Raw genomic sequence first — 24,738 nt, 5'->3', positions numbered from 1 at the left:
AATTATTAAAAATTGACTTATCGAACTAATTAGGTGTTTTATCGATTATAGTGGATGTAAATGGTTGTTTAATTTATGGAGATGTAAGGGTATCTGTATTTTAAAATACTTTAATCGGGAAGCACTGCAGGTTGGTTTATGGAAGAATTTTATGACAATAAAATAGTACATGATAGATATATCGGTTTTTTTATTGGTTTTATCTTTTGAAGTGTCGCGTAGGAAAAAATGTTAGATTTGTATTTTTTAAAATAAATATTAAAAAGATGCTTATGAATTATCGTGTTGGTGTTTTTGTCATTTTATTGAGCTTAGGAACTATAATGGGATATGCCCAGAATAATAAAGAAACCTATATTAAAGGAAATGCGGCAACGCTTTTAATTGGAATGCCGCATTTTGGTGTGGAAACAAGTTTGGGGGCGAAATCGACATTTCAGATAGATGCAATAGCTTCGTTTTGGGAATCTATTAATCGATCGCCTTTAAAGTTTTTAATAATTACTCCTGAGTATCGGTATTATTTTAAGCAACGTTTTCAAGGATGGTATGCAGGTGCTCACCTTGGAGGGACGACCTTTAAGTTATCTAAGTTTTTTAGAAAAAATAGTGCTTATCAAAAGGGGGTTGGGTATACCTTGGGAGCTACTATTGGGTTTCAAAAAAAAATAAGCCATCGGGTTAATCTCGATTTTTTTCTTGGTGGAGGTATGCATCAGGGTTTTTATAAGGGTTATAATAGGGAAACGGGTGATCGCGGTGATGGCGCTATTAAATATAATAAAAGTGGCGAGTGGTTTCCCTATCGCGGTGGACTTATGCTATCGTATAAACTGAATTAATTAGGGCTGTTTTCTAGTATGGGTACTGGTTTTGCTGTATCGTCGGCGATGGTTTTTTGTAAATAACGGCATCTAAAATACACGAGAAGATAAGCGCCTAAAAGTAAGCCGAAAAGCTGGATGATATCTGTATAAAAAAACGATGTCTCGGTACCCATTAGTGCCAATTTTTTCAGAATAACAAAAAAGGGTTTTAACGGAATAAGGTTAGCAATATACTGCACAAACAACGGCATTTGATTTATAGGCCAGGTGATGCCTGTAATTAAAAAAATAGGGTAGGAGGTTAGGGCGACCACTTCCATGGCTCGAAGTTGCGACGTAAAAAAAGAGGCAAAAAACCAACTGTAAAGTATGGTGGCTGTTAAAAATAGGGTGGTTACGCCAATAAGTTGGAATAAATTGCCCTGTATCGGTAAGTCTAAAATGGGGAAAACCACTAAAAAGACTAACAAAATATAAGCCATAAATAGGATAAAATAGAGGCTTGTTTTTCCGATGATATAATTGAGCACGTTGTGTTTACTGGTTTGAAAATCCCGTTTTATAGCTTTTTGTTCATGATCGGATGCCGCACTTTCTGCTAAACCAATAAAAAGCATTTGGTGCAGAATTAAAAAGAGTATAAAGGGTAATAAAAAGTCGCCGTAATTATTATTGGCATTATATACCGCATGGACGGCTATGGATACCGGGTCGGCGTAGTCTTCTGCCAATTCCGGAGCGATGTTTTTAGATTTAAAAAAGGCTTTTCGAGAGTCTTGGGCGTAATCTAAAGCCACCAGGTTCACGGCTTTATTAATATCATTGGACGGTAAAAAGCGTGTGTTGTTTAGTACCAAGCCAATAGGTGAAGGAGCTTTACTTCGTAGTTTTTTTTCAAAACCGTTTGGGATGTTTATATAGCCTTGGACGTCAAAACGTGATAATCCATTTTTTGCTTCTAAGGCATTGGTATAGGTATGGCTGAGGTTGACTTTTTGAGTGGCATTCAGTTTATTTAAAAAGGCCCGACTACTTTGACTGTGATCTAAATCGACCACCCCCACACTAACGTTTTCTTCATCCTTTTTAACATAGGTAGATCCCATTAAAAAAAAGTAAAAAATGGGCGCAGCAAATAATACCAGAAAGATACTTTTGTCATTTAAGACTAAAAGGGCTTCTTTTTGTATTAATTGCCATATTATTTTTAGATTCATAACGCAGGTTTTTTTTCAACAGGAAACATAAGGGTTCTGTTTAGGGTTATTCCGGCTATAATCAATATAAAAGCGAAGCCTACAAAAACGAGTAATTTCCAAACTTCGGGCCATATAAAATGGATGGGTGTGTCCAGCTGATAAATTTTAAGAAAGCCTGTTAAAAAGTGGGTAAAAGGTATCATATTGGCGTACTGCGCGTTAAACCAAGGCATGGCCCAAATAGGAAAGGTAAACCCACTAAATACAAAGGCTGGTGAATTGTAAATAATAGCGAGATCGAGGGCGATGACTTCTTTTTTAAAGAGTAGCGATACACCGAAACCAAGAAAAATATTGGCGCTAATAAGTAAAAATAATAAGAGCGCTAAGGAACCGATATGCCCATAAATAGGAATATGAAATACCGGAAACAGGATGGCTAAAACAAAGCCACAGAGGCCAAAACTATACACGGATAAGGCTACATACTTCCCGAAAATCATGGTCGATATACGACCTTTGGATGCCGCAACTAAGCTGTGATAGCTGTTTTGGCTCCACTCATTATTAAAAGCTCTGGAGGCTGCCATAAACACAATCATTTGTAAGAGTACGATAGACAAGCCTGGGATTAAATAATAACTGTAATTGTATTGTGGATTGCCTATGGCGCGGGTGTTTACAGGAATAGGAAGTATGGTGCCTGCCAGTTTACTGGGGTTTATGCCTAAAGGTGCCATACGTTTTACCAGCACCGAAGCGCTTACTAATTGGGTGATTTGTACGGCCGATCGATAGATTAAATTACCAAACACAATGTTAGTCGAGTTGGTATATACTTGTATGCTTGTCGGTGTTTTTTTTAAAACGTTTTTATGAAAATCTTTTGGAATGTAAAAGATTCCTTCCACATGATGTTTTACAAAGGCTTGTTCTATAACGTCTTCCGATGTGAGATAATGAGAGACTTTAAAGGTCGATGAGGCTTCTAAAGACCGGATATAGATTCTGCTTAACGTGCTGTTGTCGTTATCGTAAACAGCAATTGGGATTTCGCGTAATGCGCCTTTGTAGTAGATTGCACCTAGCAAGGAAAACGTGACTAATGGCATGATGATAAAAAGGTTTCGTATCGATTTTTGTTGCGCTAATCGCCACAGTTCTCGTTTAAAAACCCGATATGTTCCCCAGTGGTTTAACATGGTTTTATTTGTAAATTTGAATAGACATTCCGGGTCTTAATTCTGAAATACGATCCAGAGGTTTTAAATGAATTTCAAAGGTTTTGAGTTCGTATTCGCCTTTGGCTTTAATGGGAACCCAAGTGGCAAAATCGGCCATGGGTGCGATGTAAGTCACTTGAAATTCTACACTGTCCTGGTTTAAGCCAGGCACTTTGGCTTTATAGATTTGACCCATTTTAAATTCGGAAAGCTGATCTTCTCGAATATTCATAATGGCATAGATATCTTCTGGAATTTGTATAGTAACAATAGGATAACCCGCCGCCATTACTTCTCCAGCTTCGGCAATTTGATTACTGATAATTCCGGCTTTTGGGGCGACAATTTGAAGTTCATCATAAAAAGCTTCTACTTCTTGATAAGCACTTTGAGCGCTTTCGTAACTGCCATAAGCTGCGCTAAGATCTTCTTTTCTGGTGCCTTTTTTAGCCATTTCCCAAACCGATTTGGCTGCCTGCATTTGTTCTTTAGCAGCGTCGTATTTAAACTGAACTTCGTCCATTTCTTGTTTAGAAATAATACTATCGGCGTAAAGGGATTGAAAACGTTTGTATGTTTTTTCAGCAAAATCAAACTGACTTTTAGCCATTTGATATTGGTTTTGAAGTGCGTTTATTTCTTCTTTCCTAGCGCCGTATTCCGCTTTATTGAACAAGGATTTTGCGGCGTTAACCATCCCTTGTGCCTGTCCTTTTTTGGCGTTTAAAATATCGGGCTCCAAGGTGGCTAATAGTTGACCTGCTTTTACCGCGCTGCCTTTTTCTACAAGTAGCGTATGCACGCGCCCCGAAATTTCGGAGGCGACATTAATTTCGGTGGTTTCTAGCATACCGGAATAAACAATTTGTGCTTCGGTGTTGGCTTTAATAAAAAAGAAAACAATAGCAAAAACAATGAGTAATATAGGGATGACTAGGGTTATATATACTTTTTTCATCATGAGGCTTATTAATTGATCAAAGGGATTATTTTTTCGGGTTCTCCAATGGAGGCATAGAGTTTCGCAATAGATTGGTAGTAATCGTTTAAGGCGGCTAATTGCTCTATTTTCGATTTTTCATAAAGAAGTGAGGCATCTATCACATCGATAGATTTTCCAAGGCCTTCTTCAAATCGTCTGGTATTTATTCGTAAATTTTCTTTAGCCAAAGCCACGGTGGCCGAAAGGCTGTTATAAAGTTTTTGTTGGTTGATAGCATTTATATAGTTGGATTGCACCAATAAATGAATTTGCTGTAATGCATATTCCTTAGCTTTTTGAACTTCTTTTTTTAAGTGTTTTTTTGATTTCAACTGATTGAAATCTTTAAAGCCATTAAAGAGGTTTATTTGAGCTTGCACACCCACAATAAATTTAGGAGGAATAATGGAAAGCTCGTCACGCATCATATTATAACTACCAAATGCGGCTATATTGGGCATGAATTTAGATTTTTCTAAAGCCAGAGCTTGTTTGGCCATGGCTTCTTTTTGGTTAATTAAACCTAAAACCGGTTGTTTATCATAAGCGGTATTTAACAAGGCTTCAAAATCTAAGTCAAGGGGTTTGTAAGTTAGGCTATCCATAACTTTAAAGGCTACGGTGTCTTGTACATTCATGGTGGTACGCAGCGCCATAAGGGCTAAAGCTTCTTTGTTTTTGTCGTTATTTAGATCTTTTTGGGCATTGGCCACCGCAACCTGTGCTCGTAATAGCACGTGTTTGGGGAGAATTTCTAATTGAATTGCTCGTTTGGCTTGTTCTTGGTGTTTTAGCATGCCGTTATAAACGTCTTCACGGGTTTTTACCACTTGTTTTATAAGAACCAAGTTTAAGTACCGTTCAATAAGTTCGTTGGCAATGTCGTCTTTTACTTGAGTGAGTTCTATAGTTGCGGCGTTCAATTCGGCTTTAGCATATTTTTTAGCAGCTATTATTTTTCCACCAGTAAATATGGGCTGGGTCGCTACTAATGCGGCGGTGGGGAATTTTTGGTTGTCGATTTCCATATTGGGATAGGATGGAAATTGTCCTAAAACACTGGTTAGCGTACTGAAAACACTTTCGGCACTAACCCCCGAAAGTCCTATTTGATCGCCATAAGCGGTTACAAATGCAGCACCGTATTTACCGCCTAATTCATCTAAAGAACTTGAGATTTGAGAGCTGTTCACTTGGATGTTTTTACTAAGGTAGGTATAGCCACCCAATAGATTTATAGACGGTAAAAAGTTGCCTTTGGCTGCTTGGTCTTCGTAAATTTTTTGTTCTACGCGCTCGTGGTATTGTTTTATTTTGTTGTTGTTGAAATAGCTTATTTCTAGGGCTTCCGAGAGGCTTAGGTTTTGTGCTTGTGCTGGTACATAAATAGTATGCACAACTAAGGCTAGAACAACTAATTTTATGAATAATTTGTCCTTTTTTGTGTTAACCCGATCGTTCATTTTTATAAAATTTTCGTCTGATTGATAATGCAAAGTTGGCATTCTTTAGGCTAAATTTATATGACTTTAATCATTTCAATAAAATAATTGATATGATTTATTGACATCCATCATTTTTTTCAATTTCATCTGGTGCATGTTTCGTTTGTTAACTAAACAAGAACACCTATGGTGTCTTAAGGTTTAGTCTTTTATAAATTAAAAATGTTCATTGTTGGAGGCTGTTGTTTTTCTTTTAAAATATTGTAAATTTCAGGTTGAAATAAAATTGTAATACTATAGCTATATCTTCAATATAAAGTTTTAACATAATTTTATTAGGGGTATTTGCTTATTCTTTACTCTATATAGTATACTTGCTATATTTTTCAATTTAATGTGGTGTTAAGAAGAAAAGTATGACCTCAATTTTTAATTGAAAATTAAGCAGAATTCATCAAAAGAAGAAGGTAAAATACCTTAGTTTTAACCTAGTGTTTAGGAGTAAGTTTTTTTACTAGGTGCCTTTTTTTACTATGGAAAGCAAATTAAAATAAATGTTTAATATAACTTTTTTTTTGAAAGTAATATCAAATTTAGAGACTGTAGTGAACATTATCATTAATTAGAAAACATGAAGCATATATTTTTGTTTTTTACACTGTTATTTGGTTTATTAAGCCAAGCTCAAGTTTTAGATCCGGTAACTTGGGAAACATCTGTAGAAAAATTATCGGATACCGATTATTTATTAATTTCTAAAGCCAATATAGAGTCGGGCTGGCATTTGTATTCGCAAACAGTCCCTGAAGATGGCCCTATACCAACCACTTTTACTTATGATGATAGTGAAGGTCTGTTTAAAATAGTGGGGAATACTTCGGAAGAAGCCGGACACACCATTGACGATCCTGTTTTCGGGATGCGCATTAAATTCTTCGAAAAATCGGCGACCTTTAAACAAAAAGTAAGACTTACAGAAGGCGTTTCCTCCATTAACGCCTTTGTAGAATTTATGGTCTGCGATGATTCGCGTTGTTTACCACCTACGGAAGTGGATTTAAGTTTTAAAATTTCAGCAGCTCATGATAGTGCCGTTGCGGTAACCTCAGAAAAAGTACAAGATACGGCAGTCAATGCTACCGAGTCTAGTTCTAAAAAAGGACTGTGGGGCATCTTTTTTATCGCCTTTTTATCTGGTTTTGCGGCCTTATTAACGCCTTGCGTTTTTCCTATGATTCCTATGACGGTGAGTTTCTTTACCAAACAAAGTAAAAATAAAGCCGTTGGTATTAAAAACGCCATTATTTATGGTATTTGTATCATTGTTATTTATGTGCTTTTAGGTACTGCGGTAACGGGAATATTTGGAGCCGATGCCTTAAATGCACTCGCTACAAATGTCTGGTTTAATATTGTTTTCTTCTTATTACTGGTTATTTTTGCAACCTCATTTTTAGGGGCTTTCGAAATTATGCTGCCAAATTCTTGGGCGAATAAAGTCGATTCTCAAGCCGATCGCGGTGGACTTATCGGCATCTTTTTTATGGCCTTGGCTTTAGCTATTGTATCATTTTCTTGTACAGGGCCTATTGTAGGAACCTTGTTGGTGGAAGCGGCATCCAAAGGCGGTTTGGCGCCCATTATTGGGATGTTAGGGTTTTCATTCGCTATAGCCTTGCCTTTTGCTTTATTTGCGGCTTTTCCGGGGTGGTTAAATTCGTTACCAAAATCGGGGGGCTGGTTAAATACAGTAAAAGTGGTTTTAGGATTTTTAGAATTGGCTTTAGCTTTTAAATTTTTATCGCAAGCCGATTTAGTAATGCAAAGTCATTTATTGGAACGCGAAGTATTTATCGCTATTTGGATTGCTGTTTTTGGAACTTTAGCTTTATATCTTTTTGGGAAAATTCAGTTACCTCATGATTCGCCGTTACCACACATTTCAGTGGGGCGATTAGGTTTAGGTTTGGTAGTTTTAACTTTCACTATTTATATGATTCCTGGACTTTGGGGCGCACCATTAAATTTAATTAGCGCATTCCCACCACCGCAATATTATAGCGAATCGCCTTATGGGGTTGGATTTACAAAATTAGGAGGTGGCGTAGCCAGTGCCCATGCCGTTATACCCGAAGGGGCTCATGTATTAGCGCCTCACGATATTTTGGCGTTTAACGATTATGATACCGGTTTGGCTTACGCTAAAAAAGTCGGCAAACCAGTGATGTTAGATTTTACGGGTTGGGCCTGTGTTAACTGCCGAAAAATGGAACAAAACGTGTGGCCAGAACCCGAAGTACTCAATATTTTAAAGAATGATGTGGTGTTAATATCGCTTTATGTGGATGATAAACGCCCATTGGAGGCTGGAGAGGTGGTCGATTCTAAATTAAAACCGGGTAAAAAATTAAAGTATATCGGTCAGAAGTGGAGCGAACTTCAAACGATAAAATACAAAGCGAATACCCAACCATTTTATGTGTTAATGGATCATAATGAAAATAATTTATTAGATCCGGTAAGTTATACACCAGATGTCGATGCCTATCGTCATTGGTTACAAGAAGGAATTTCAAAATTTAAAAAATAACAAATGAAGCATTTTATTTATTTAGTATCCGCATTACTGGTGTTTACATCTTGCAAGCAAGAAACATCGAAAAATTTTGTAACCTTTTCAGGGACTATTACAAATAAAAACTCCGATTCTTTAGTGGTGAGAAATCGGAAACTTTCAAAAGTGATTAAAGTGAATCCCGATGGCACTTTTTCCGATACCTTAAAGGTTGAGCCTGGGGTTTTTCTTTTATATGATGGTGCAGAGCAAGCGCGTTTATATTTAAAAAATGGGTTTGATATAAATATGAATTTAGACACTAAAGCTTTTGATGAAACTATAGATTTTGATGGGAAAGGCGCTGAGGCTAGTAATTATTTAGCTAAAAAAGCGTTGCTATTAGAAGAGGTTTTTGATATTGATGCCATGTTTAAACTGGACGAAACTGCTTTTAATGATAAATTAAAAGCAAGTAGTCGAATTTTTAAAGACTTATTAAAAAACACTAAGGGTTTGGAGCCTTCATTTATTACTAGCGAAGAAAATGATGTGATAAGTTTAGAAAAAGAACTGCAAAGCATGTATGGAAAAAAGCGGGTTTTATTGGCTTTAAACGGGAAGGATTCTCCAAAATTTATAGATTATGAAAATTATAATGGTGGCAGCACGTCCTTAGATGATTTAAAAGGAAAATATATTTATATAGATCTTTGGGCAACTTGGTGTGCGCCTTGTTTAGCAGAAATACCATTTTTAAAAGCAATTGAAAAAGATTATCACGGTAAAAATATTGAGTTTGTAAGTATTTCTATAGATAATGAAAATGCTCATACCAAATGGAAAAATATGATTGCAGAAAAAAAACTTGCTGGTGTGCAGTTATTTGCGAAAAAAGATAGATCTTTTGTAACCGCTTATAAGGTTACAGGCATACCAAGATTTATTTTAATTGATCCACAAGGAAAGGTGGTAGATGCCGATGCTCCAAGACCGTCAAGTCCGCAATTAAAAACTTTGTTTAGGTCTTTAAAAATATAACGAGTAAAAAGTGTATCATTTAGTTTTATAACAGTTTTTATCTGTGCTATAACCTTATAAGTACCTATATAAAAAGATGTAAATATATGTTTTTTATACAGGTGCTTGTTTTAGTAAAAGTTTAAAAGAGCTCTAAATTTCTTTAAATGGCTAAATCACATGTTTTAGCTTTTGTGTTATTGACCTTTCTTCTCGAAAGTATGGCTAAGCCAAAAGTTAAAACCCCTAGTCGTCCAATGAACATGGTGATAATTAAAATTATTTTTCCTAAAGAAGATAAGCTTCCTGTTATACCCGTGCTTAGGCCTACTGTTCCAATAGCCGAGGTTGTTTCAAAAAGTATTTGATTAAGCGAAAAATTTTCTGTTAAAGCCAAAAGAAAGGTAGCGATAAAAAGTACAGTAGTATAAAGGATAAAGATTGACGTTGCCACATAAAGCCTTTCGGGAGGAATTACTTTCCCGAAAAAAGTAGCTGATTTATTGTTTCTAATTCTATTCCAGATAATAGCTATTATTGCAGTTAGCGTAGTAGATTTCATGCCTCCTCCCGTTCCAGAGGGAGAAGCACCTACATACATAAGAAAAATTACAATAAGCATAACAGCTAAAGAGAAATTACCTAGAGGAACTGTATTAATTCCAACAGTTGTTAGTGCACTCATAGATTGAAAAAATGAAACCATTAGTTTGTTTTCTCCAAAGGAATTTAATGATGGCTCAAAAAAATAAATCATAAAAGTGCCTATAGTAAGTAAACTCGTAATAATTCCAAATATTACTTTAGTAGTGTATGTAACAGCTTTAGTTTTACCAGAAACTCTATTCCACAAGTCGGTAACAACAATAAAACCTAATGATCCACAGATTGCTAAAACTGAAATTGTAGTATTTATAAAGGCATTGTTGGTAAACTGCTCAAAACTGTCATTATATAGACCAAATCCTGCCGTGCAAAAAGCCGATACACTATGAAAAATGCTGCTCCAAATAGCGAAATTGTGTTCAACACCTGCTTGCGTAAATCCTATGTAAAAGCATAAAGCACCGCAAGTTTCAATTATTATTGTGAATATAATTACAGATCTTAAAAAGTCTTTTATTTCAAAACCCTTGGGCATTGAAAATTCCGCATTTAAAACGCGCTGATGCCAATGTGTTAGCGGGCTTTTTTTGGATAGTAATACAAATGAAGTGAACGTCATGTATCCAATACCACCAATTTGGAAAAGTAACATGATTATAAGTTGGCCTAACCCGTTATAGGTATCAAAGATACTTACAGGCACTAAGCCTGTTGTTGAAACTGCCGATGTTGCTATAAATAAGTTATCCAGAACTGTAGCTGTTTGCTTATGTGTAAAAGGTAAGCATAGCAAGAGCCAACCTATTAAAATGTAGCATAAAAAACCATACAATAAGTTTTGTTGTGGCGATAGAGTTATTTGAAATTTACGGTATTGTTTTCTAATTTGCCCCCATTTACTCTGCTTATTTTTGTTGTTGTTACTAATAGGTAATTTGTTGATTTTTTTCATTTTTAAATTAAATTTTAGAAATGTAAAAATTTAATGTAGATAGTAAATAGTAGTCACTAAAAGAACTAGTATTGTTGGTGTTGTAACAAGCTGGATATCCTTATAGCAATCTTTAATAGTACTGTTGGCATTACCTTCAGTTTCATCATAGAAAAAATCCCATTTCATTTTGTAATATTTTTATACTACAAAGATCTGGTGAATGGTATAAGTAAAAAATTAAGGTTTAGTAGTTTTGTATAAAGATTTTATAAAGATTATTGAAAGCGATAGCCTACACCACTTTCTGTTATAAAATGTTGCGGATTATTTGGGTTAATTTCTAATTTTTTTCGCAGGTTGCCTACAAATACTCTTAAGTATTGTGTTTCATTTTGGTAGCTATAGCCCCAAATTTCTTTGAGAATAAATTGATGAGTTAAAACCTTTCCTTCGTTTTTAGCAAATAAAGCTAATAAGTTATATTCTGTTGAAGTGAGTTTAATGGTTTCAGAATTTTTTTTCACTTGGCGTGTAACCAAATTAATTTCAATATCTCCGCAAATAATGCTGGTTATGTTTTTCGTATTTTGGCTTCGTCGAATTGCAGAGCGTATCCTAGCTAGTAACTCTCCTGTTCTAAATGGTTTTGTTAAATAATCGGTTGCACCATGGTCTAGTGCTGTAACAATATCCGTTTCGTTATCCTGTACAGAGAGTATAATAATAGGGTTATTATACCATTCTCTTAATTCTGTTAATACCTGTTGCCCGTTTTTATCTGGTAAGCCAATGTCTAGTAAAATTAAGTTGGGTAAATGATTTGCAGATAAAGCTAAGCCTTCTTTACCTGTACTTGCTTGAATTACTTTATAGTTATTACTTTCTAAATTTATTTGAAGTAATTTTCTAATTTGGGGTTCATCATCTATAATGAGTATTTCAGCCTTATTCATATTCAAAGTTAGTGTTTTTTGAAAAGTCGCAAGGAATTTTAATGCTGAATTTTGCGCCACCTTGCGGTAAATTTTCTAAACTAACAGTTCCGTTCATTGATTCAGAAAAACCTTTAACAATGGATAGCCCTAGGCCTGTTCCTCCTGTCGAGGTGTTATTTACGCGGTAAAATTTGTCAAAAACAAAATTTATTTCATTTTTTGGGAATCCTTTTCCGTTATCGGAAATTTCAATATTACATGCCGTTTCGCTGCGACTTAATTTAATTATTATTGTAGAATGTTTTGGCGTATATTGGGTTGCATTGTGAATAATGTTATAAATAATTTGCTCTATTAGTCCACTATCTAATTTAACTAAAGGTAAATGTTCATTTGGATTGAATTCAATTTTATGTGGAATGGTTTCGTCTTTAATGTTCCTAATAACTGTAAAAGTAAGCTCATTTAAATCACACCAATCTTTTTTGGGTTGAATAAAGCCTGCTTCTAGCCGGCTCATGCTTAATAAATTTTCTACCTGTCTATTTAATCTAAAACTAGCAATTTCAATTTCAGAATAAAGTTCATTTTTATTATTTTCAGAAAGTGTTGTTTTATGATCTTTAATAGTATCAATGGCTCCAATAATCGTTGATATTGGCGTTCTTAGTTCATGTGAGAGTGAGCTAAGTAATGTGTTGTATAATTTTATAGCTTTGGCTTTTTCTTCTTGGTCTCTTTCTTTTTGTTCTATTTCCCTAATTTTATAGGTAAAAACAGTGTTTATTAAGGCTATTACAAAATACATTAAAAACATAAGTCCGTCTTCTGGTGTGCCAACATAGAGGTTAAAAATGGGGGGAATAAAGAAAAAATTCCATATTAAAGCACTTAATAAAGCAGAGAGCATTACTGGTAAAATATCAAATAAAACCGCATTAACAGAAACAATTAATAGAAGAATGAGGGGTACAGCTCTATACCCTATATAATCTACTAATAAAAAGCACAAGAATGCACTTATTATTATGGTTAAAATACTTATTAAGGATTGTTTTTTTTTGCTGTATTTTCTAGTTTTTAGTAAATCCAATTTTTATTACAAATTTAATTTTTAAATGAAGATTATTTGGAAAAAGGAAGATGAGGTTTAAGATAACTCTTTTTTAGGTTGAAACTTTAAAAAAAAACAATAAAATTTGTTAAGTTAATTAGTAAAACAGGATACCCTAATGGCTAATTATTTTTTATAAAAATACACACCATATTTAAGCAAAAAAAAGTGATTATTTTTTCTTTATTTTAAAAGAAAAAATAATCACTTTTTTTTAAATATAAAAACTTTGGAGGAAAAATTACTCCTTCAAAGTGACTTCTAAAGGTGTATTTATTTGTTTTGAAAACTTATCTAAATAAGATTCCCATTCTTGTTGGTTTTTAAATTGTTTACTTTCACTCCAAGCAAAACCAGAATAATAAACCACTTCGTTGTTTGTCACTTTTAAATGTGCATACGCGTTACTTAAATCTTTTTGGTTTGTGTCGTATGTTTCAAAACCCAAAAAAGTGCCTTTTGGAGCTATAATAGCAGTACCTAATTCTGTTTCAAAATGAGGTTGCCAGTAGCTTAACCAGCCATGTGCTTGGTTGCCGTTAACTTTACCGTCTTTTTCATGTAAGGTTAAACCAGCAGAAATAGTGTCTGTACCTTCAATATGGGTGGTGAATTTAGAGAAATTACTTCCTAAATCTAAGCTAATAACTTTTGATTCTTTAATCGTTTTTCCATTAGCATTCCAATTGGCGTATTCTAAATAAAAACTAGTTCTAAGAGGGCCAGTGGTAATGGTTCTCCATTTGGTGTAGTTTTTAGAGGTATAATATGATGTGTCCGATTTTACAGCAATACCACCAACACCTCTACTAACACCTACATGGAAATTATCACGGCCTTCTGGAGAATCTTCATGATATGCCCCACGTTTAATAGCATTCTTTTTGTACCAATTATTAATAATTGGATATTCTACTTTTTTTAACCAAGCATCAACACCACTAGAGAGTGTGCCGCCAGGTGTGCCATCTTCAATCATTTTTTGTGCTACAGGTCCGTAAACACGAAAAGCAACTCTATTGTTTTCCCAAGTATAATCGTCTGTACGTTCTGGTACAAAGCGTGAATAGCAAAGGTCTTTAGCTTTTGGTTTTTCGGCTTCCGTAATGGTTACAATTTCGTATATCTTTTCAGAATTTGCAGCAATTTTAGGTTGAAATAAAATTTCATCCATCGTGCCATCTCCATCAATATCTACGGTTTGCGTTACTTGTAAAGCATCGTTTTCAGTATCGCGAATACCAACGGTGTTTAGGTCGGTTACGTTTAAAAAAGCACTGGTTAACTCTACTGTTTCAAAAGTTTTTTCAAAATCTAAAGTGTTTTTTACAACAATAGCTTTAGTGTTTTCTTTTTGATTACAAGAAGAAAGAATAGCAGCGCAAAGTATACCAACTAAGAATTTGTTTCTATGCATCATATTTTAATTAAATTAATCTTCATTAGAAGGTTTACCTATAGTTGCAAGAATGCCACCATCTACATAAACCACTTGCCCATTAACAAAATCACTAGCTTTTGAACTTAAGAATATAGCTGCGCCTTGCAAATCTTCTGGGTTTCCCCAACGTGCAGCAGGTGTTCTGTTAATGATAAAATCGTTAAAAGGATGGCCATCTACACGAATTGGAGCCGTTTGCGTGGTTGCAAAATATCCAGGACCAATACCATTAGTTTGAATATTGTGTTTAGCCCACTCTGTTGCCATGTTTTGAGTTAACATTTTTAAGCCTCCTTTTGCCGCCGCGTAAGCGCCAACAGTGTTTCGGCCAAGTTCACTCATCATTGAGCAGATGTTGATTATTTTACCTTCTTTACGTTTTATCATGCCTTTTACAACGTGCTTAGACATAATGAACGGGCTTACTAAATCTACTTTTATTACAGCTTCAAAATCTTCAACCTCCATATCTTCAAGAGGTGTTCTTTTAATAATCCCAGCGTTGTTTACTAGAATATCAATATTGCCAACTTCTTTTTCAATTGCGGCAATATTTTTTATAACTTGAGCTTCGTCTGTAACATCAAAAAGATATCCAGAAGCTTTAATGCCAAGAGATTTATAGTGTTCTACGGCCGTGTCTAGTTTGTCTTGAGATGATGCCCCGTTGATAACTAAAGTAGCACCAGCGTTACCTAAACCTTCAGCCATGGCTTGTCCTAAACCATGAGTACCCCCTGTAATAAGGGCTACTTTTCCTGTTAAATTAAATAAGTTTATTGACATTTTTATTATTTTAATTCGGTTATTTTGCAATGATCCATATCGCCATAATCTAAGTTTTCACCGGCCATGCCCCAAATAAAAGTGTAGTTGCTTGTTCCAGAACCTGAATGTATAGACCATGCGGGTGAAATAACAGCTTGGTTATTTTGCATCCAAATATGACGTGTTTCTTCAGGTTGCCCCATAAAGTGACACACAGATTGGTCTTTTGGTACATCAAAATAGAAGTAAACTTCCATCCTTCTATCGTGTACGTGAGCTGGCATGGTGTTCCAAACAGAACCTGTTTTTAATTCGGTCATTCCCATTTGTAATTGGCAAACATCGACAACGCTGTTTACTATGTATTTTCTAAGCGTTCTTGCATTTGCGGTTTCTGGCGCTCCTAACTCCACAACTTCAACATCGTTAATTCCAATTTTTTTGTTTGGATACTCTTTATGAGCAGGCGTAGAGTTTAAATAAAATAAAGCGGGAGCGTCACTAGATGCACTAGTAAAAACAATTTCTTTATTTCCACGACCAACATATAAAGCTTCGCGATTATCTAAATGGAATAATTGGCCATCAACCGTTACCGTGCCCGATCCACCAATATTAATGATTCCTAATTCCCGACGTTCAAGAAAATAATCTGCTTTTAAAGGGTCTATAGATTCAAGTGTTAAGGCTTCGTTTACCGGAACTGCACTACCAGAAATAAATCTGTCGTAATGAGAATACACTAAATTAACTTCGTCTGGAGACATTAAATTATCAATTAAAAATTCATCTCTTAATCTTGTAGTATCATACGATTTTACATCCTGTGGTGATGCTGCATAGCGTACTTCATAATTGGTTTTCATGATATCTAGTTTTTAAATAAAATTTGCAATGTTTTTATGACGTAAATATAATAAATTTAATCGAAATACAATCGATTGGATTTTGTTATATTTGTGAGTACTAAACGCATTTTTTTCAATTAATCACTATTGAGTAATAAACCTACTATACACGATATTGCAAAGGCTTTAAGGATAGATAGTTCTACGGTATCTCGAGCCTTAAATGATAGTCCTAGAGTAACAAAAGCCACAAAAGTTAGGGTTTTATCTAAGGCACAAGAATTAGGCTATCAGCGTAATATGTTGGCGTCTAATTTGCGTAAAAATATTACAAACACTATAGGGGTTGTGGTGCCTAGGATATCTCGTCATTTTTTTTCTTCGGCTATACAAGGTATTGAAGAAACCGCGTATTTAGCGGGATATAATGTTATTATCTGCCAGTCGTTAGAACAGTTGGAGCGTGAAAAAAAAATAGTAGACGGTTTAGTTGCAAACAGGGTAGATGGCTTATTAATTTCGGTTTCAATGGAAACCTTGAATTACGACCATTTAGAAAACTTAAAAAATAGTAGAATACCAGTTATTTTTTTTGACAGACATTGCGATATTTCAGGATTTAGTAATGTGCTCATTGATGATTTTAAAGGCGGTTTTGATGCTACTGAACATTTAATTTTGCAAGGTTGTAAACATATAGTGCATTTATCAGGACCACAAGAATTAGAAATTTATAAAAACAGATTTGAGGGATATAAAGCGGCATTAAAGCAATATGGTATTATTTATTACGAAGAATATGTTAATAGTTCTCGACTTATGGAGCAAGATGGTTATATTAGCATGCAAAAATTATTAACTAAAAATATTCCTATTGATGGTGTATTTGCAGCAAACGATTTATCCGCTATCGGTGCTATGAAATATGTAAAAGAGCAGCATATAAAAATACCAGAAACTATAGCTTTTGTTGGTTTTAGTAACGAACCCGTTTCGGAAATTATAGAACCTTCACTTACCACTATTGACCAATCTGGATTTGAGATTGGAAAAGTAGCCACTCAATTAGTTTTGAAGCATATAGTAAGTAAAGATTGGGCTCAACCAGAACATACCATATTAATAGATGCACATTTAATTGAACGAAATTCATCCAAAAAATAAATTAAAATCAAATCAAATGAAACTTTATCCTTTAAAATTCGAGCCACTATACAAATACAGATTATGGGGTGGTGAAAAATTAAAAACACAACTCAATAAAGATTATAGTGAAAATAGTATTGGTGAATCTTGGGAAATTTCGGACGTAAAAGGCGATGAAACTCAGGTGTTAAATGGTGAACTTAAAGGGCAAACTCTAAAACAATTGATTAGTAGTTTTAAAGGCGCATTTGTTGGCGAAGCTGTTTATAGTGCTTTTGGTGAGGATTTTCCGTTACTTATTAAATTTATAGATGCCAAAACGCCGTTATCCATACAAGTACACCCAAGTAATGAGCTGGCTAAGACACGTCATAATTCCTTTGGGAAAAACGAAATGTGGTATGTAATGCAAGCCGATAAAGATGCAGAACTTATTGTTGGTTTTGAAACAGAAATTAATAAGGAGGAATACCAAAAACATTTAGAAGAAGATACCATTTTAAATGTTATGCATCATGAAACAGTAGCAAAAGGGGATACTTTTTATATTCCTACAGGGCGAATTCATGCTATAGGTTCTGGTGTTTTATTGGCCGAAATTCAGCAAACTTCCGACGTTACTTACCGTATATACGACTATAATAGAGTAGATGCAACAACAGGTAAAGAGCGTGAATTACATAATGATCTAGCTTTAGATGCCATAGATTTTACTTACCATAGCGCGTTTAAAACACCTTATGAAACTAAAGTGAATACAGCTAATAAGTTGGTGCATTCACCATATTTTAAAACCAATTTTATCAAGGTTGAAAATGAGTTGGAAAAAGATTATTCTAATTTAGACTCTTTCGTTATTTATATGTGCGTTGACGGAAATTTGGAAATCACGTATTCTGGAAAAATTTACACATTAAACATAGGAGAAACATTATTATTGCCAGCGAGTATAGAGGCTGTTAAACTAAGTGCTTCACAAGCCGATTTATTAGAAATTTATCTATAATAACTTAATATAAACTTTAAAAAACAGCTTATTTAGATCTCGTTACATAATAACCTTGGCACATATGCTTCCTTATTTATTTAATAGAGGTAATAAAAACTCTAAGCTATAGCTTGGAGTTTTTTTGTTTTTCAGTATTACTAAATTTACTTTTAACTAAGATTAGCTAGTACTTTTGTAAATAATAGAAGTGGAGACTTTTAAATATTTTGCAGTACCTTTAATTGTATTATAGGTCATTACAATTAAATAAGAATGTGGATCTATTTTTTTATTCTATTCTCATCAAATGCCGAGGGTAATAATTTGGGGATAAATTTAATTACTAAAGGCAGCAATATAGCACCTCCGGGCAGTAAAAAAATAGCTAAGCTAGGAATCGATTTAAAAATGTCTAATAATTGATCTTGAACTTTTTTTTGTTCCTCTTTCGTTAAATCTCTTATGGTAGATTGTGTTAGTAGAATCATAAGCTCTTTACTGTCTTTTAATTCTCGATACAACCGCTTACTATTTCTAGTAATAAGTTTGTGTACCATTTTGCTAGAATTGTTATAAAAACTATGTACAATGTTTTTAGAACTTAAAAGCGCAATATTATCTTTGTTGGTTGTGTAAAACGTGTTAACCGTTTTAATGGATTGTGCAATACGCTCGTTATTAAGTTTTAAATCGCGACCTAATTTTACAAGAAATTGATATTCTTTATCATCTATTATAGCGTCGGTCCACGAGGCCATACAAGCAATATCTAAAATATAATAGGCTTCTTTAGAGGTTTTTACCATAGCTATAGCCTGAGCGTAATCAATAAGTTGGTTGTTTTGGTAGCGTAACGAAGATTCAAATAATTTAATTAAACTTTCGTCATATTTGTTCTTGGTGGTTTTTGCATTAAGTACTTCTAAAGAAATAGAGGTAATAGCAGCTTCTAAGTTTTTTAAATATGAAATTGAAATACCGTTTTCTAATAAATATGTTTGGTAGGCTAAAACATCAATATAAAGCAGTGCATTTATAATAAAATAATTAAAGTTTTTTGTTAAAACATTGGCATCTATTTGTACCCGCCTATTAATTATTTTTTCAAGTTGTTCGCTCGATTTTTTTTCACCTAATAGGTTTTGAAAGAAAGAACTTTTTAATTCCTTAATAGCAGAATAAAACCCAATTACACTATCAACAAAGTCAACTTTAGAGCCCGATTTTTTATGGGTATATAAAAATGCTAAGCATAAATTTGTTTTACATAACTCATCTTCAGTTAGGTTTTTATGGTTAAAAGCATGTTCAACAACCGTTAAATTACTTCCATATATAAAACCAGAATCTCTTAAAGATTTGTAAAACCAGTCTTTTTTTAAATTAAATAGAACATCATTTTTACTAACATCTATTAGCAATTTATTTATCCAACCAGAAGCCGATGGGTTCATTCTCTATTAATTTTTAATATGGAGTAAAGATAAATTTTATATCTAATAATAAACAAGTTTTTTGATTTAACATAGTTTTAACAAAACCGACCTGTTTATTTCTTCGTAGGTATGGTGAATTTAAAAATTAACAAAATTTCAAAAATTATGAAAAATCTAAAAAAAGTATTAGGAATTGGGGTAGTGGCTGCTGCTAGCTTCTTCATTGTAGCGGCAGATCATATTGATGCGCCAGCAGTACAAGGTGGCTCAAGTGATATTACAGATTTTTATGCCTTTCAAGGTGAAAACACAAATAACCTTGTGTTTGTTGCTAATGTGCAAGGTTTAATTAGTCCAAGTGCTTCTGCCGATGCGGTCTTTGACGAAAGTGTATTGGTAGAAATTAATATTGATACCAATGGTGATAATGTTGAAGACTTAGTTATTCAAGCTATTCCGAGAGATGGGAAAATGTACTTTTTTGGTCCCGTTGCGCCATCGCAAACAGGGCTAAACAGTACCATTGCAACCACAGCAGTTAATACAGGTTGGGTCGATATCACCGCTTATGGGGAAGCGGCAGTAACCGAAACGAATACTATGGGTATGACCTTTTTTGCAGGACCAAGAGACGATCCGTTTTTTATGGATTTTGCTCAATATTCTGCCATTATTGGAGGTACAGCAAACGGTTTTAACGATCCAGGAGCCGATACGTTTGCGGGAACTAACGTGATGTCTATTGTAGTAGAAGTTCCAAAAAGTATGATTGGTGGCTCTGGAACTATTAATACTTGGGTAGAATCTAAAAAGAAATAATAACTAACAATTTAAAATTATAATTATGAAAACTATAAAAAGAATAAGTGTCGTATTTGCATTATCATGTCTAGTGTTTAATTGCTCTACAGACGACGATAATAATACAATGATGGAAAATCAACCTGATTTTTCGGGAACATATAGGCAACAAGATCAAATGGGAAGGCCTGCTGTTAATACGGTATTTGTATCAAGCGCAAGTAAAGATGCCTTTAATGTTACCATTCCTTCCGAACAAAATGCTGCATTTCAATCTATGTTTCAAACTAATTTAGAAGCGTTGAGTCCTGCTTATGCTAATGCGGATGATAAAAATGCACTCATGCTTGATGCAGCAACATTTACGGGTTTATTAGCAACCGATGTTTTAAATGTATCCTTAGACGGTATCACTACATTTTACGATGGTACCAATGTTTTAACCGGACGCGCTTTAGCAGATGATGTTATTACTGTTGAGTTATTGTTAATTTTTGGCGGTGAAGATTTTTCTGAAAACCCCCAACTATCTAATGATAATGTAAGTGCAAACGATAAAGATTTTTTGTCCTCATTTCCATATCTAGCCTCTCCTTGGTAGAAGCTAATCTAGAGGTTGTTTAATGCTTCTTAAAAAACAACCTCTTTTTTTTCAAATTAAAAACAACACCTAAAAAAATCAAAATCATGAAAATCACTAAAATAATTAATCCATTGGTTTTTGTATTGTTGGCCTCTTTATTTGTCAGCTGCAATAATCAAGATATTAAAATAACAGCCCCAAAAGATTACAATGCTTTTTTAGAAGTTGGAGATAATAAAAACTTAGAATTAGCACTAGAAGATTTAAAATTTTGGAAAGAAAAATTAGAAAAAACACCAAATCAATTTCCTTTTTTAGTCAAAGTTTCAGCGTCACAATCTCAAATTTTTGAGGTAACTGGTAAAATAGAATCTTTAAAAGAAGCCGAGGAAAATTTACTAAAAGCTAACCGGGCAGTAAACTACATGAACTCTGGATATTTACGGGCATTAGCTAGAAATTATATATCGCAACATAAATTCAAAGAAGCTTTAGAGTTACTTAAAAAAGCAGAGGATATTGGAGAACATTTAAAAAGTACACAAAAAATGTTATTCGATGTGCATTTAGAAATTGGAGGTTTTGATACCGCTAAAGCGTATTTAGATACATTTAAAGATTTTTCGGATTTCGATTATTTAATTCGTCTCTCAAAATGGTCGGATCATCGTGGCGATTTAGATGCAGCCATCAAATATATGGAACGTGCAAAAACAATGGCAGAAAGCACGAATATACCCGCAACCAAAAAATGGGTATATACTAATCTAGCTGATTATTATGGGCATGCTGGAAATATAGAAGACTCATATAACCTTTATTTAAAAGCCTTAGAAATTGATCCGCAAGATGCTTATTCCAAAAAAGGGATTGCATGGATTGTATATTCTTATGAAAAAAATCCAGAAGAAGCCTTACGTATTTTAGATTATGCTGTAAAAGCGCATCAATCTCCAGATTATTATTTGTTACAAGCAGAAATTGCTGAATATTTAAAAGATGATAAAATGAAGCATGAGCAATTAGCTTTGTATAAAAAAGCCGTAAGTAACACGCTATATGGCGATATGTACAATAAATATAATGTACTTTTATTTGCTGAAGATGATGAGAATAAAGCTAAGGCTTTAGAAATAGCATTAACCGAAATTACTAACCGGCCAACACCACAATCCTACGATTTACTGGCTTGGTCTTATTTTAATTTAGGTAAGTACAAAAAGGCGATGTCTATTATGGAGGAGCATGTTGTTGGAAAAACTTCGGAACCTGATGTATTGTATCATTTAGCTGAAATATATAAGGTAAACAAAAAGTTAAAAAAATGTGAAAAAGTAAGAAAAGAACTAGATAGTAGTATTTTTGAACTTGGTCCAATAATGGCTTTAAAAATTAATAATATTTAAACTAATTTTGATGAATTTGAGTAATTATACTTTAGTATTTCTCGTCGTGTTTTGTATAAATTTAGGCTACTCCCAACGTGTTAAAGGAGAGGTGTTTGATGAAAATAATCAGCCTTTAGAAGCTGCTTATATTTATAATATAAGTTCTGAAACACATGCGCATTCTTCTGCAAATGGTGTATTTGTTTTAGAAGGAAATAAATTAGGAGATTCCCTAAGAGTAGGACTTTTAGGTTATAAGAATGAAGTTTTAATTTTAAATAATGCTGCTTTTTCTGATGGATTAAAAATTAAACTCCACGAAAAAATATTTCAGTTAGAAGAATTACACCTCAATGAGCAAGTAAATGCGCTTAGCACGATGTCTAGATTAGATTTAAATATTGCTCCGGTAAATTCGTCTCAAGAAGTGTTACGAAAAGTACCAGGCTTAATTATTGGTCAGCATGCAGGTGGAGGTAAAGCCGAACAACTTTTTTTAAGAGGTTTTGATGTGGATCACGGTACCGATGTGGCCATTTCTGTAGATGGTATGCCGGTAAATATGGTATCGCATGCACACGGACAAGGGTATAGTGATTTACACTTTTTAATAGCCGAAACCGTTGATAAAATAGATTTTGGTAAAGGAAGTTATTATGCTGATAAAGGTGATTTTAATACGGCTGGTTATGTAGATTTCTCTACTAAAGATTATATTAAGGATAGTGAAATATCGGTGTCTATTGGGCAATTTAATGCGTTACGAACTTTAGGGATGTTCGATTTATTAGGCGATTCTAAAAATGAAAATGCTTATGTGGCATTGGAATATATGGAAAACGATGGCCCTTTTGAGTCTCCTCAAAATTTTAATAGATTAAATTTATTTGGTAAATACACGCATATTTCACCTTTAAATAATAAATTAAGTTTAACGGTTTCTCATTTTACAAGCCGATGGGATGCGTCTGGACAAATTCCGCAACGTGAAGTTGATAACGGTAACATTTCTAGATTTGGCGCTATTGATGATACTGAGGGCGGGAATACCCAACGTACTAATTTAAATGTAGAATACAGCAAATACATTAATGAGGATACCAGGTTAAAAACGAATATGTTTTACACGCATACAGCGTTCGAATTATTCTCTAATTTTACATTCTTTTTAGAAGACCCTATAAATGGCGATCAAATTAAACAAGTTGAAGATCGTGATATTTTTGGATTTAATAGTACACTTATTCACGATACATATTTAGGGAATACCCCTTTAAAATTAAGTGCAGGAGTGGGGTTAAGAAATGATGTTGCAAATGATACCGAGCTATCTAAAACATTAAACAGAACAACGACCATAGAGCAGGTGAAACTAGGAGATATTAACCAAACAAATGCTAATATCTTTGTAAATGCAGAGTTTGAGTTTGAAAAGTTAACCATTGCTCCAGCGTTACGTTTAGAGCATTTTAAATTTATGTACAACGATAAGTTACAACCAACCTATACTTCGTTAGCCGAAGATAAAACCATTTTACTTCCTAAACTAAATTTCTTTTATGAAGCGAAGGATAATCTTCAATTGTATTTAAAATCGGGAATTGGTTTTCACTCTAATGATACCAGAGTGGTGGTTAGTAATGCCAATGAAAATGTGCTACCCAAAGCCTATGGGGTAGACTTAGGAAATATATGGAAACCCACACCAAAATTAGTGGTTAATTCTGCTTTATGGTATTTGTTTTTAGAACAAGAATTTGTTTATGTGGGAGATGCAGGTATAGTGGAACCCAGTGGTAGAACCAGACGTTATGGAGCCGATTTTGGTTTTAGATACCAAATTAACGATTGGTTGTTTTTTAATTCTGATGCAACATTTACAAAAGCGAGAAGTATTGAAGAAGCCGCTGGTGAGGATTATATTCCATTAGCGCCAGATTTTACTTTAACCGGTGGACTTACTGTTAATAAATTTAAAGGTTTTTCTGGAGGACTTCGGTTTAGATATATTGATGATAGACCAGCAAATGAAGATAATAGTATTGTAGCTCACGGCTATTTTGTGAGTGATTTTAATGTGAATTATACCATCAATAAATTAACTTTTGGTCTGTCGATAGAAAATATTTTTGATACCGAATGGAATGAAACCCAATTTGCAACAACGTCGCGTTTACAAAATGAAACAGCCGCTGTTGAGGAAATTCACTTTACACCGGGGACACCTTTTTCAAGTAAAGTGTCTATTCGTTATAAGTTTTAATTAAAAGCCGTTTTAGATGTATTAATATTTAAAACGGATAAAGATAGAACCAGGAATTTAGTGATTGATTTTGTTGGTTTTTTAGGTAAAACACTTGATTGTAGAAATATAATCGGGTGTTTTTTTTTGCCGAGATATTCTGGATTCAGTGAGATGTTTATAAATTAAAGATGAAAAGAATAGAATATATCTGTCCCTTTTCCTAGTCATAGGAGGAATAAAAATTAAGTAAATACT

General features: G+C 33.9%; 20 protein-coding genes. 9 read left to right on the top strand and 11 right to left on the bottom strand.

Annotated features, from left to right (window positions below; all coding sequences use genetic code 11):
- Positions 1 to 272 precede the first annotated feature (272 nt).
- Positions 273 to 842, top strand: coding sequence for a DUF3575 domain-containing protein (locus FQU21_RS08715; RefSeq protein ID WP_317130652.1), 570 nt, complete (start codon positions 273 to 275; stop codon positions 840 to 842).
- Here the strand turns inward: FQU21_RS08715 and FQU21_RS08710 are convergent.
- From FQU21_RS08710 to FQU21_RS08695, 4 genes are read right to left on the bottom strand one after another with little or no spacing between them, the layout of a single operon-like run.
- A complete protein-coding gene (locus FQU21_RS08710) occupies positions 839 to 2,044 on the bottom strand; it encodes an ABC transporter permease (RefSeq protein WP_147677606.1) in 1,206 nt (401 codons plus the stop codon). The two genes, FQU21_RS08715 and FQU21_RS08710, sit on opposite strands and share 4 nt — an antisense overlap.
- Positions 2,041 to 3,228, bottom strand: coding sequence for an ABC transporter permease (locus FQU21_RS08705; RefSeq protein ID WP_147677605.1), 1,188 nt, complete (start codon positions 3,226 to 3,228; stop codon positions 2,041 to 2,043). The genes FQU21_RS08710 and FQU21_RS08705 overlap by 4 nt, the downstream gene beginning before the upstream one ends.
- A 4-nt stretch (positions 3,229 to 3,232) precedes the next feature.
- Positions 3,233 to 4,207, bottom strand: a complete 975-nt coding sequence (locus FQU21_RS08700; protein ID WP_147677604.1) for an HlyD family secretion protein — start codon at positions 4,205 to 4,207, stop codon at positions 3,233 to 3,235.
- Between the two features lie 11 nt (positions 4,208 to 4,218).
- Positions 4,219 to 5,736, bottom strand: a complete 1,518-nt coding sequence (locus FQU21_RS08695) for a TolC family protein (RefSeq protein WP_147677603.1) — start codon at positions 5,734 to 5,736, stop codon at positions 4,219 to 4,221.
- A gap of 571 nt (positions 5,737 to 6,307) precedes the next feature.
- Between FQU21_RS08695 and FQU21_RS08690 the strand changes: the two genes are divergently transcribed.
- Positions 6,308 to 8,266, top strand: coding sequence for a protein-disulfide reductase DsbD family protein (locus tag FQU21_RS08690; RefSeq protein ID WP_147677602.1), 1,959 nt, complete (start codon positions 6,308 to 6,310; stop codon positions 8,264 to 8,266).
- A gap of 3 nt (positions 8,267 to 8,269) precedes the next feature.
- Positions 8,270 to 9,271, top strand: coding sequence for a TlpA family protein disulfide reductase (locus tag FQU21_RS08685; RefSeq protein WP_147677601.1), 1,002 nt, complete (start codon positions 8,270 to 8,272; stop codon positions 9,269 to 9,271).
- Between the two features lie 142 nt (positions 9,272 to 9,413).
- Here FQU21_RS08685 and FQU21_RS08680 read toward each other — a convergent pair whose 3' ends face one another.
- The 6 genes from FQU21_RS08680 to kduI form a co-directional block, all read right to left on the bottom strand.
- On the bottom strand, positions 9,414 to 10,808 hold the full coding sequence (locus FQU21_RS08680; protein WP_147677600.1) for a TrkH family potassium uptake protein: 1,395 nt from the start codon (positions 10,806 to 10,808) through the stop codon (positions 9,414 to 9,416).
- A 257-nt stretch (positions 10,809 to 11,065) separates the two neighbouring features.
- Positions 11,066 to 11,743 (bottom strand): response regulator, encoded by a 678-nt coding sequence (locus FQU21_RS08675; RefSeq protein WP_147677641.1) that lies wholly within the window; start codon positions 11,741 to 11,743, stop codon positions 11,066 to 11,068.
- Positions 11,736 to 12,818: a sensor histidine kinase gene (locus tag FQU21_RS08670; protein WP_222708003.1), complete on the bottom strand. Its 1,083-nt coding sequence runs from the start codon at positions 12,816 to 12,818 to the stop codon at positions 11,736 to 11,738. Before FQU21_RS08670 ends, FQU21_RS08675 begins: the two co-directional genes overlap by 8 nt.
- Positions 12,819 to 13,080: 262 nt before the next feature.
- Complete coding sequence (locus FQU21_RS08665; protein ID WP_246124802.1) at positions 13,081 to 14,259, bottom strand: DUF4861 family protein; 1,179 nt, start codon at positions 14,257 to 14,259, stop codon at positions 13,081 to 13,083.
- Between the two features lie 12 nt (positions 14,260 to 14,271).
- Positions 14,272 to 15,066 carry a gluconate 5-dehydrogenase gene (locus tag FQU21_RS08660; RefSeq protein WP_147677599.1) on the bottom strand — a complete coding sequence of 265 codons (795 nt, stop codon included), beginning with the start codon at positions 15,064 to 15,066 and terminating at the stop codon, positions 14,272 to 14,274.
- A gap of 5 nt (positions 15,067 to 15,071) precedes the next feature.
- On the bottom strand, positions 15,072 to 15,914 hold the full coding sequence (gene kduI / locus FQU21_RS08655; protein ID WP_147677598.1) for a 5-dehydro-4-deoxy-D-glucuronate isomerase: 843 nt from the start codon (positions 15,912 to 15,914) through the stop codon (positions 15,072 to 15,074).
- A gap of 129 nt (positions 15,915 to 16,043) precedes the next feature.
- On the opposite strand from kduI, the gene FQU21_RS08650 reads away from it, so the two are divergent.
- Positions 16,044 to 17,060, top strand: coding sequence for a LacI family DNA-binding transcriptional regulator (locus FQU21_RS08650; RefSeq protein WP_147677597.1), 1,017 nt, complete (start codon positions 16,044 to 16,046; stop codon positions 17,058 to 17,060).
- A gap of 16 nt (positions 17,061 to 17,076) precedes the next feature.
- Complete coding sequence (locus FQU21_RS08645) at positions 17,077 to 18,048, top strand: type I phosphomannose isomerase catalytic subunit (RefSeq protein WP_147677596.1); 972 nt, start codon at positions 17,077 to 17,079, stop codon at positions 18,046 to 18,048.
- A gap of 263 nt (positions 18,049 to 18,311) precedes the next feature.
- Here the strand turns inward: FQU21_RS08645 and FQU21_RS08640 are convergent, their stop codons facing one another.
- Positions 18,312 to 19,484, bottom strand: coding sequence for an LETM1-related biofilm-associated protein (locus tag FQU21_RS08640; protein ID WP_147677595.1), 1,173 nt, complete (start codon positions 19,482 to 19,484; stop codon positions 18,312 to 18,314).
- A gap of 147 nt (positions 19,485 to 19,631) precedes the next feature.
- On the opposite strand from FQU21_RS08640, the gene FQU21_RS17795 reads away from it, so the two are divergent.
- From FQU21_RS17795 to FQU21_RS08620, 4 genes are all read left to right on the top strand, one after another.
- Positions 19,632 to 20,285: a DUF4331 family protein gene (locus FQU21_RS17795; protein ID WP_147677594.1), complete on the top strand. Its 654-nt coding sequence runs from the start codon at positions 19,632 to 19,634 to the stop codon at positions 20,283 to 20,285.
- Between the two features lie 25 nt (positions 20,286 to 20,310).
- Positions 20,311 to 20,868, top strand: coding sequence for a DUF4331 family protein (locus tag FQU21_RS17790; RefSeq protein ID WP_147677593.1), 558 nt, complete (start codon positions 20,311 to 20,313; stop codon positions 20,866 to 20,868).
- 86 nt (positions 20,869 to 20,954) lie between these two features.
- Positions 20,955 to 22,256, top strand: coding sequence for a tetratricopeptide repeat protein (locus tag FQU21_RS08625; protein ID WP_147677592.1), 1,302 nt, complete (start codon positions 20,955 to 20,957; stop codon positions 22,254 to 22,256).
- Between the two features lie 10 nt (positions 22,257 to 22,266).
- Complete coding sequence (locus FQU21_RS08620) at positions 22,267 to 24,501, top strand: TonB-dependent receptor (protein ID WP_187269350.1); 2,235 nt, start codon at positions 22,267 to 22,269, stop codon at positions 24,499 to 24,501.
- The last annotated feature ends 237 nt before the right edge of the window (positions 24,502 to 24,738 follow it).

The sequence above is a fragment of the Algibacter pacificus genome (assembly GCF_008033385.1).
In the GTDB taxonomy this organism is placed as follows: Bacteria; Bacteroidota; Bacteroidia; order Flavobacteriales; family Flavobacteriaceae; genus Algibacter; species Algibacter pacificus.
Note: the sequence above shows the minus strand (reverse complement) of the source record. Positions and strands in the feature narration are given on the sequence as shown.

Bases quoted from the DNA above. Each gene is read 5' to 3' on its own strand.
- FQU21_RS08715 (WP_317130652.1), top strand. From the start codon at position 273: ATGAATTATCGTGTTGGTGTTTTTGTCATTTTATTGAGCTTAGGAACT.
- FQU21_RS08710 (WP_147677606.1), bottom strand. From the start codon at position 2,044: ATGAATCTAAAAATAATATGGCAATTAATACAAAAAGAAGCCCTTTTA.
- FQU21_RS08705 (WP_147677605.1), bottom strand. From the start codon at position 3,228: ATGTTAAACCACTGGGGAACATATCGGGTTTTTAAACGAGAACTGTGG.
- FQU21_RS08700 (WP_147677604.1), bottom strand. From the start codon at position 4,207: ATGAAAAAAGTATATATAACCCTAGTCATCCCTATATTACTCATTGTT.
- FQU21_RS08695 (WP_147677603.1), bottom strand. From the start codon at position 5,736: ATGCCAACTTTGCATTATCAATCAGACGAAAATTTTATAAAAATGAAC.
- FQU21_RS08690 (WP_147677602.1), top strand. From the start codon at position 6,308: ATGAAGCATATATTTTTGTTTTTTACACTGTTATTTGGTTTATTAAGC.
- FQU21_RS08685 (WP_147677601.1), top strand. From the start codon at position 8,270: ATGAAGCATTTTATTTATTTAGTATCCGCATTACTGGTGTTTACATCT.
- FQU21_RS08680 (WP_147677600.1), bottom strand. From the start codon at position 10,808: ATGAAAAAAATCAACAAATTACCTATTAGTAACAACAACAAAAATAAG.
- FQU21_RS08675 (WP_147677641.1), bottom strand. From the start codon at position 11,743: ATGAATAAGGCTGAAATACTCATTATAGATGATGAACCCCAAATTAGA.
- FQU21_RS08665 (WP_246124802.1), bottom strand. From the start codon at position 14,259: ATGATGCATAGAAACAAATTCTTAGTTGGTATACTTTGCGCTGCTATT.
- FQU21_RS08660 (WP_147677599.1), bottom strand. From the start codon at position 15,066: ATGTCAATAAACTTATTTAATTTAACAGGAAAAGTAGCCCTTATTACA.
- kduI (WP_147677598.1), bottom strand. From the start codon at position 15,914: ATGAAAACCAATTATGAAGTACGCTATGCAGCATCACCACAGGATGTA.
- FQU21_RS08645 (WP_147677596.1), top strand. From the start codon at position 17,077: ATGAAACTTTATCCTTTAAAATTCGAGCCACTATACAAATACAGATTA.
- FQU21_RS08640 (WP_147677595.1), bottom strand. From the start codon at position 19,484: ATGAACCCATCGGCTTCTGGTTGGATAAATAAATTGCTAATAGATGTT.
- FQU21_RS17795 (WP_147677594.1), top strand. From the start codon at position 19,632: ATGAAAAATCTAAAAAAAGTATTAGGAATTGGGGTAGTGGCTGCTGCT.
- FQU21_RS17790 (WP_147677593.1), top strand. From the start codon at position 20,311: ATGAAAACTATAAAAAGAATAAGTGTCGTATTTGCATTATCATGTCTA.
- FQU21_RS08625 (WP_147677592.1), top strand. From the start codon at position 20,955: ATGAAAATCACTAAAATAATTAATCCATTGGTTTTTGTATTGTTGGCC.
- FQU21_RS08620 (WP_187269350.1), top strand. From the start codon at position 22,267: ATGAATTTGAGTAATTATACTTTAGTATTTCTCGTCGTGTTTTGTATA.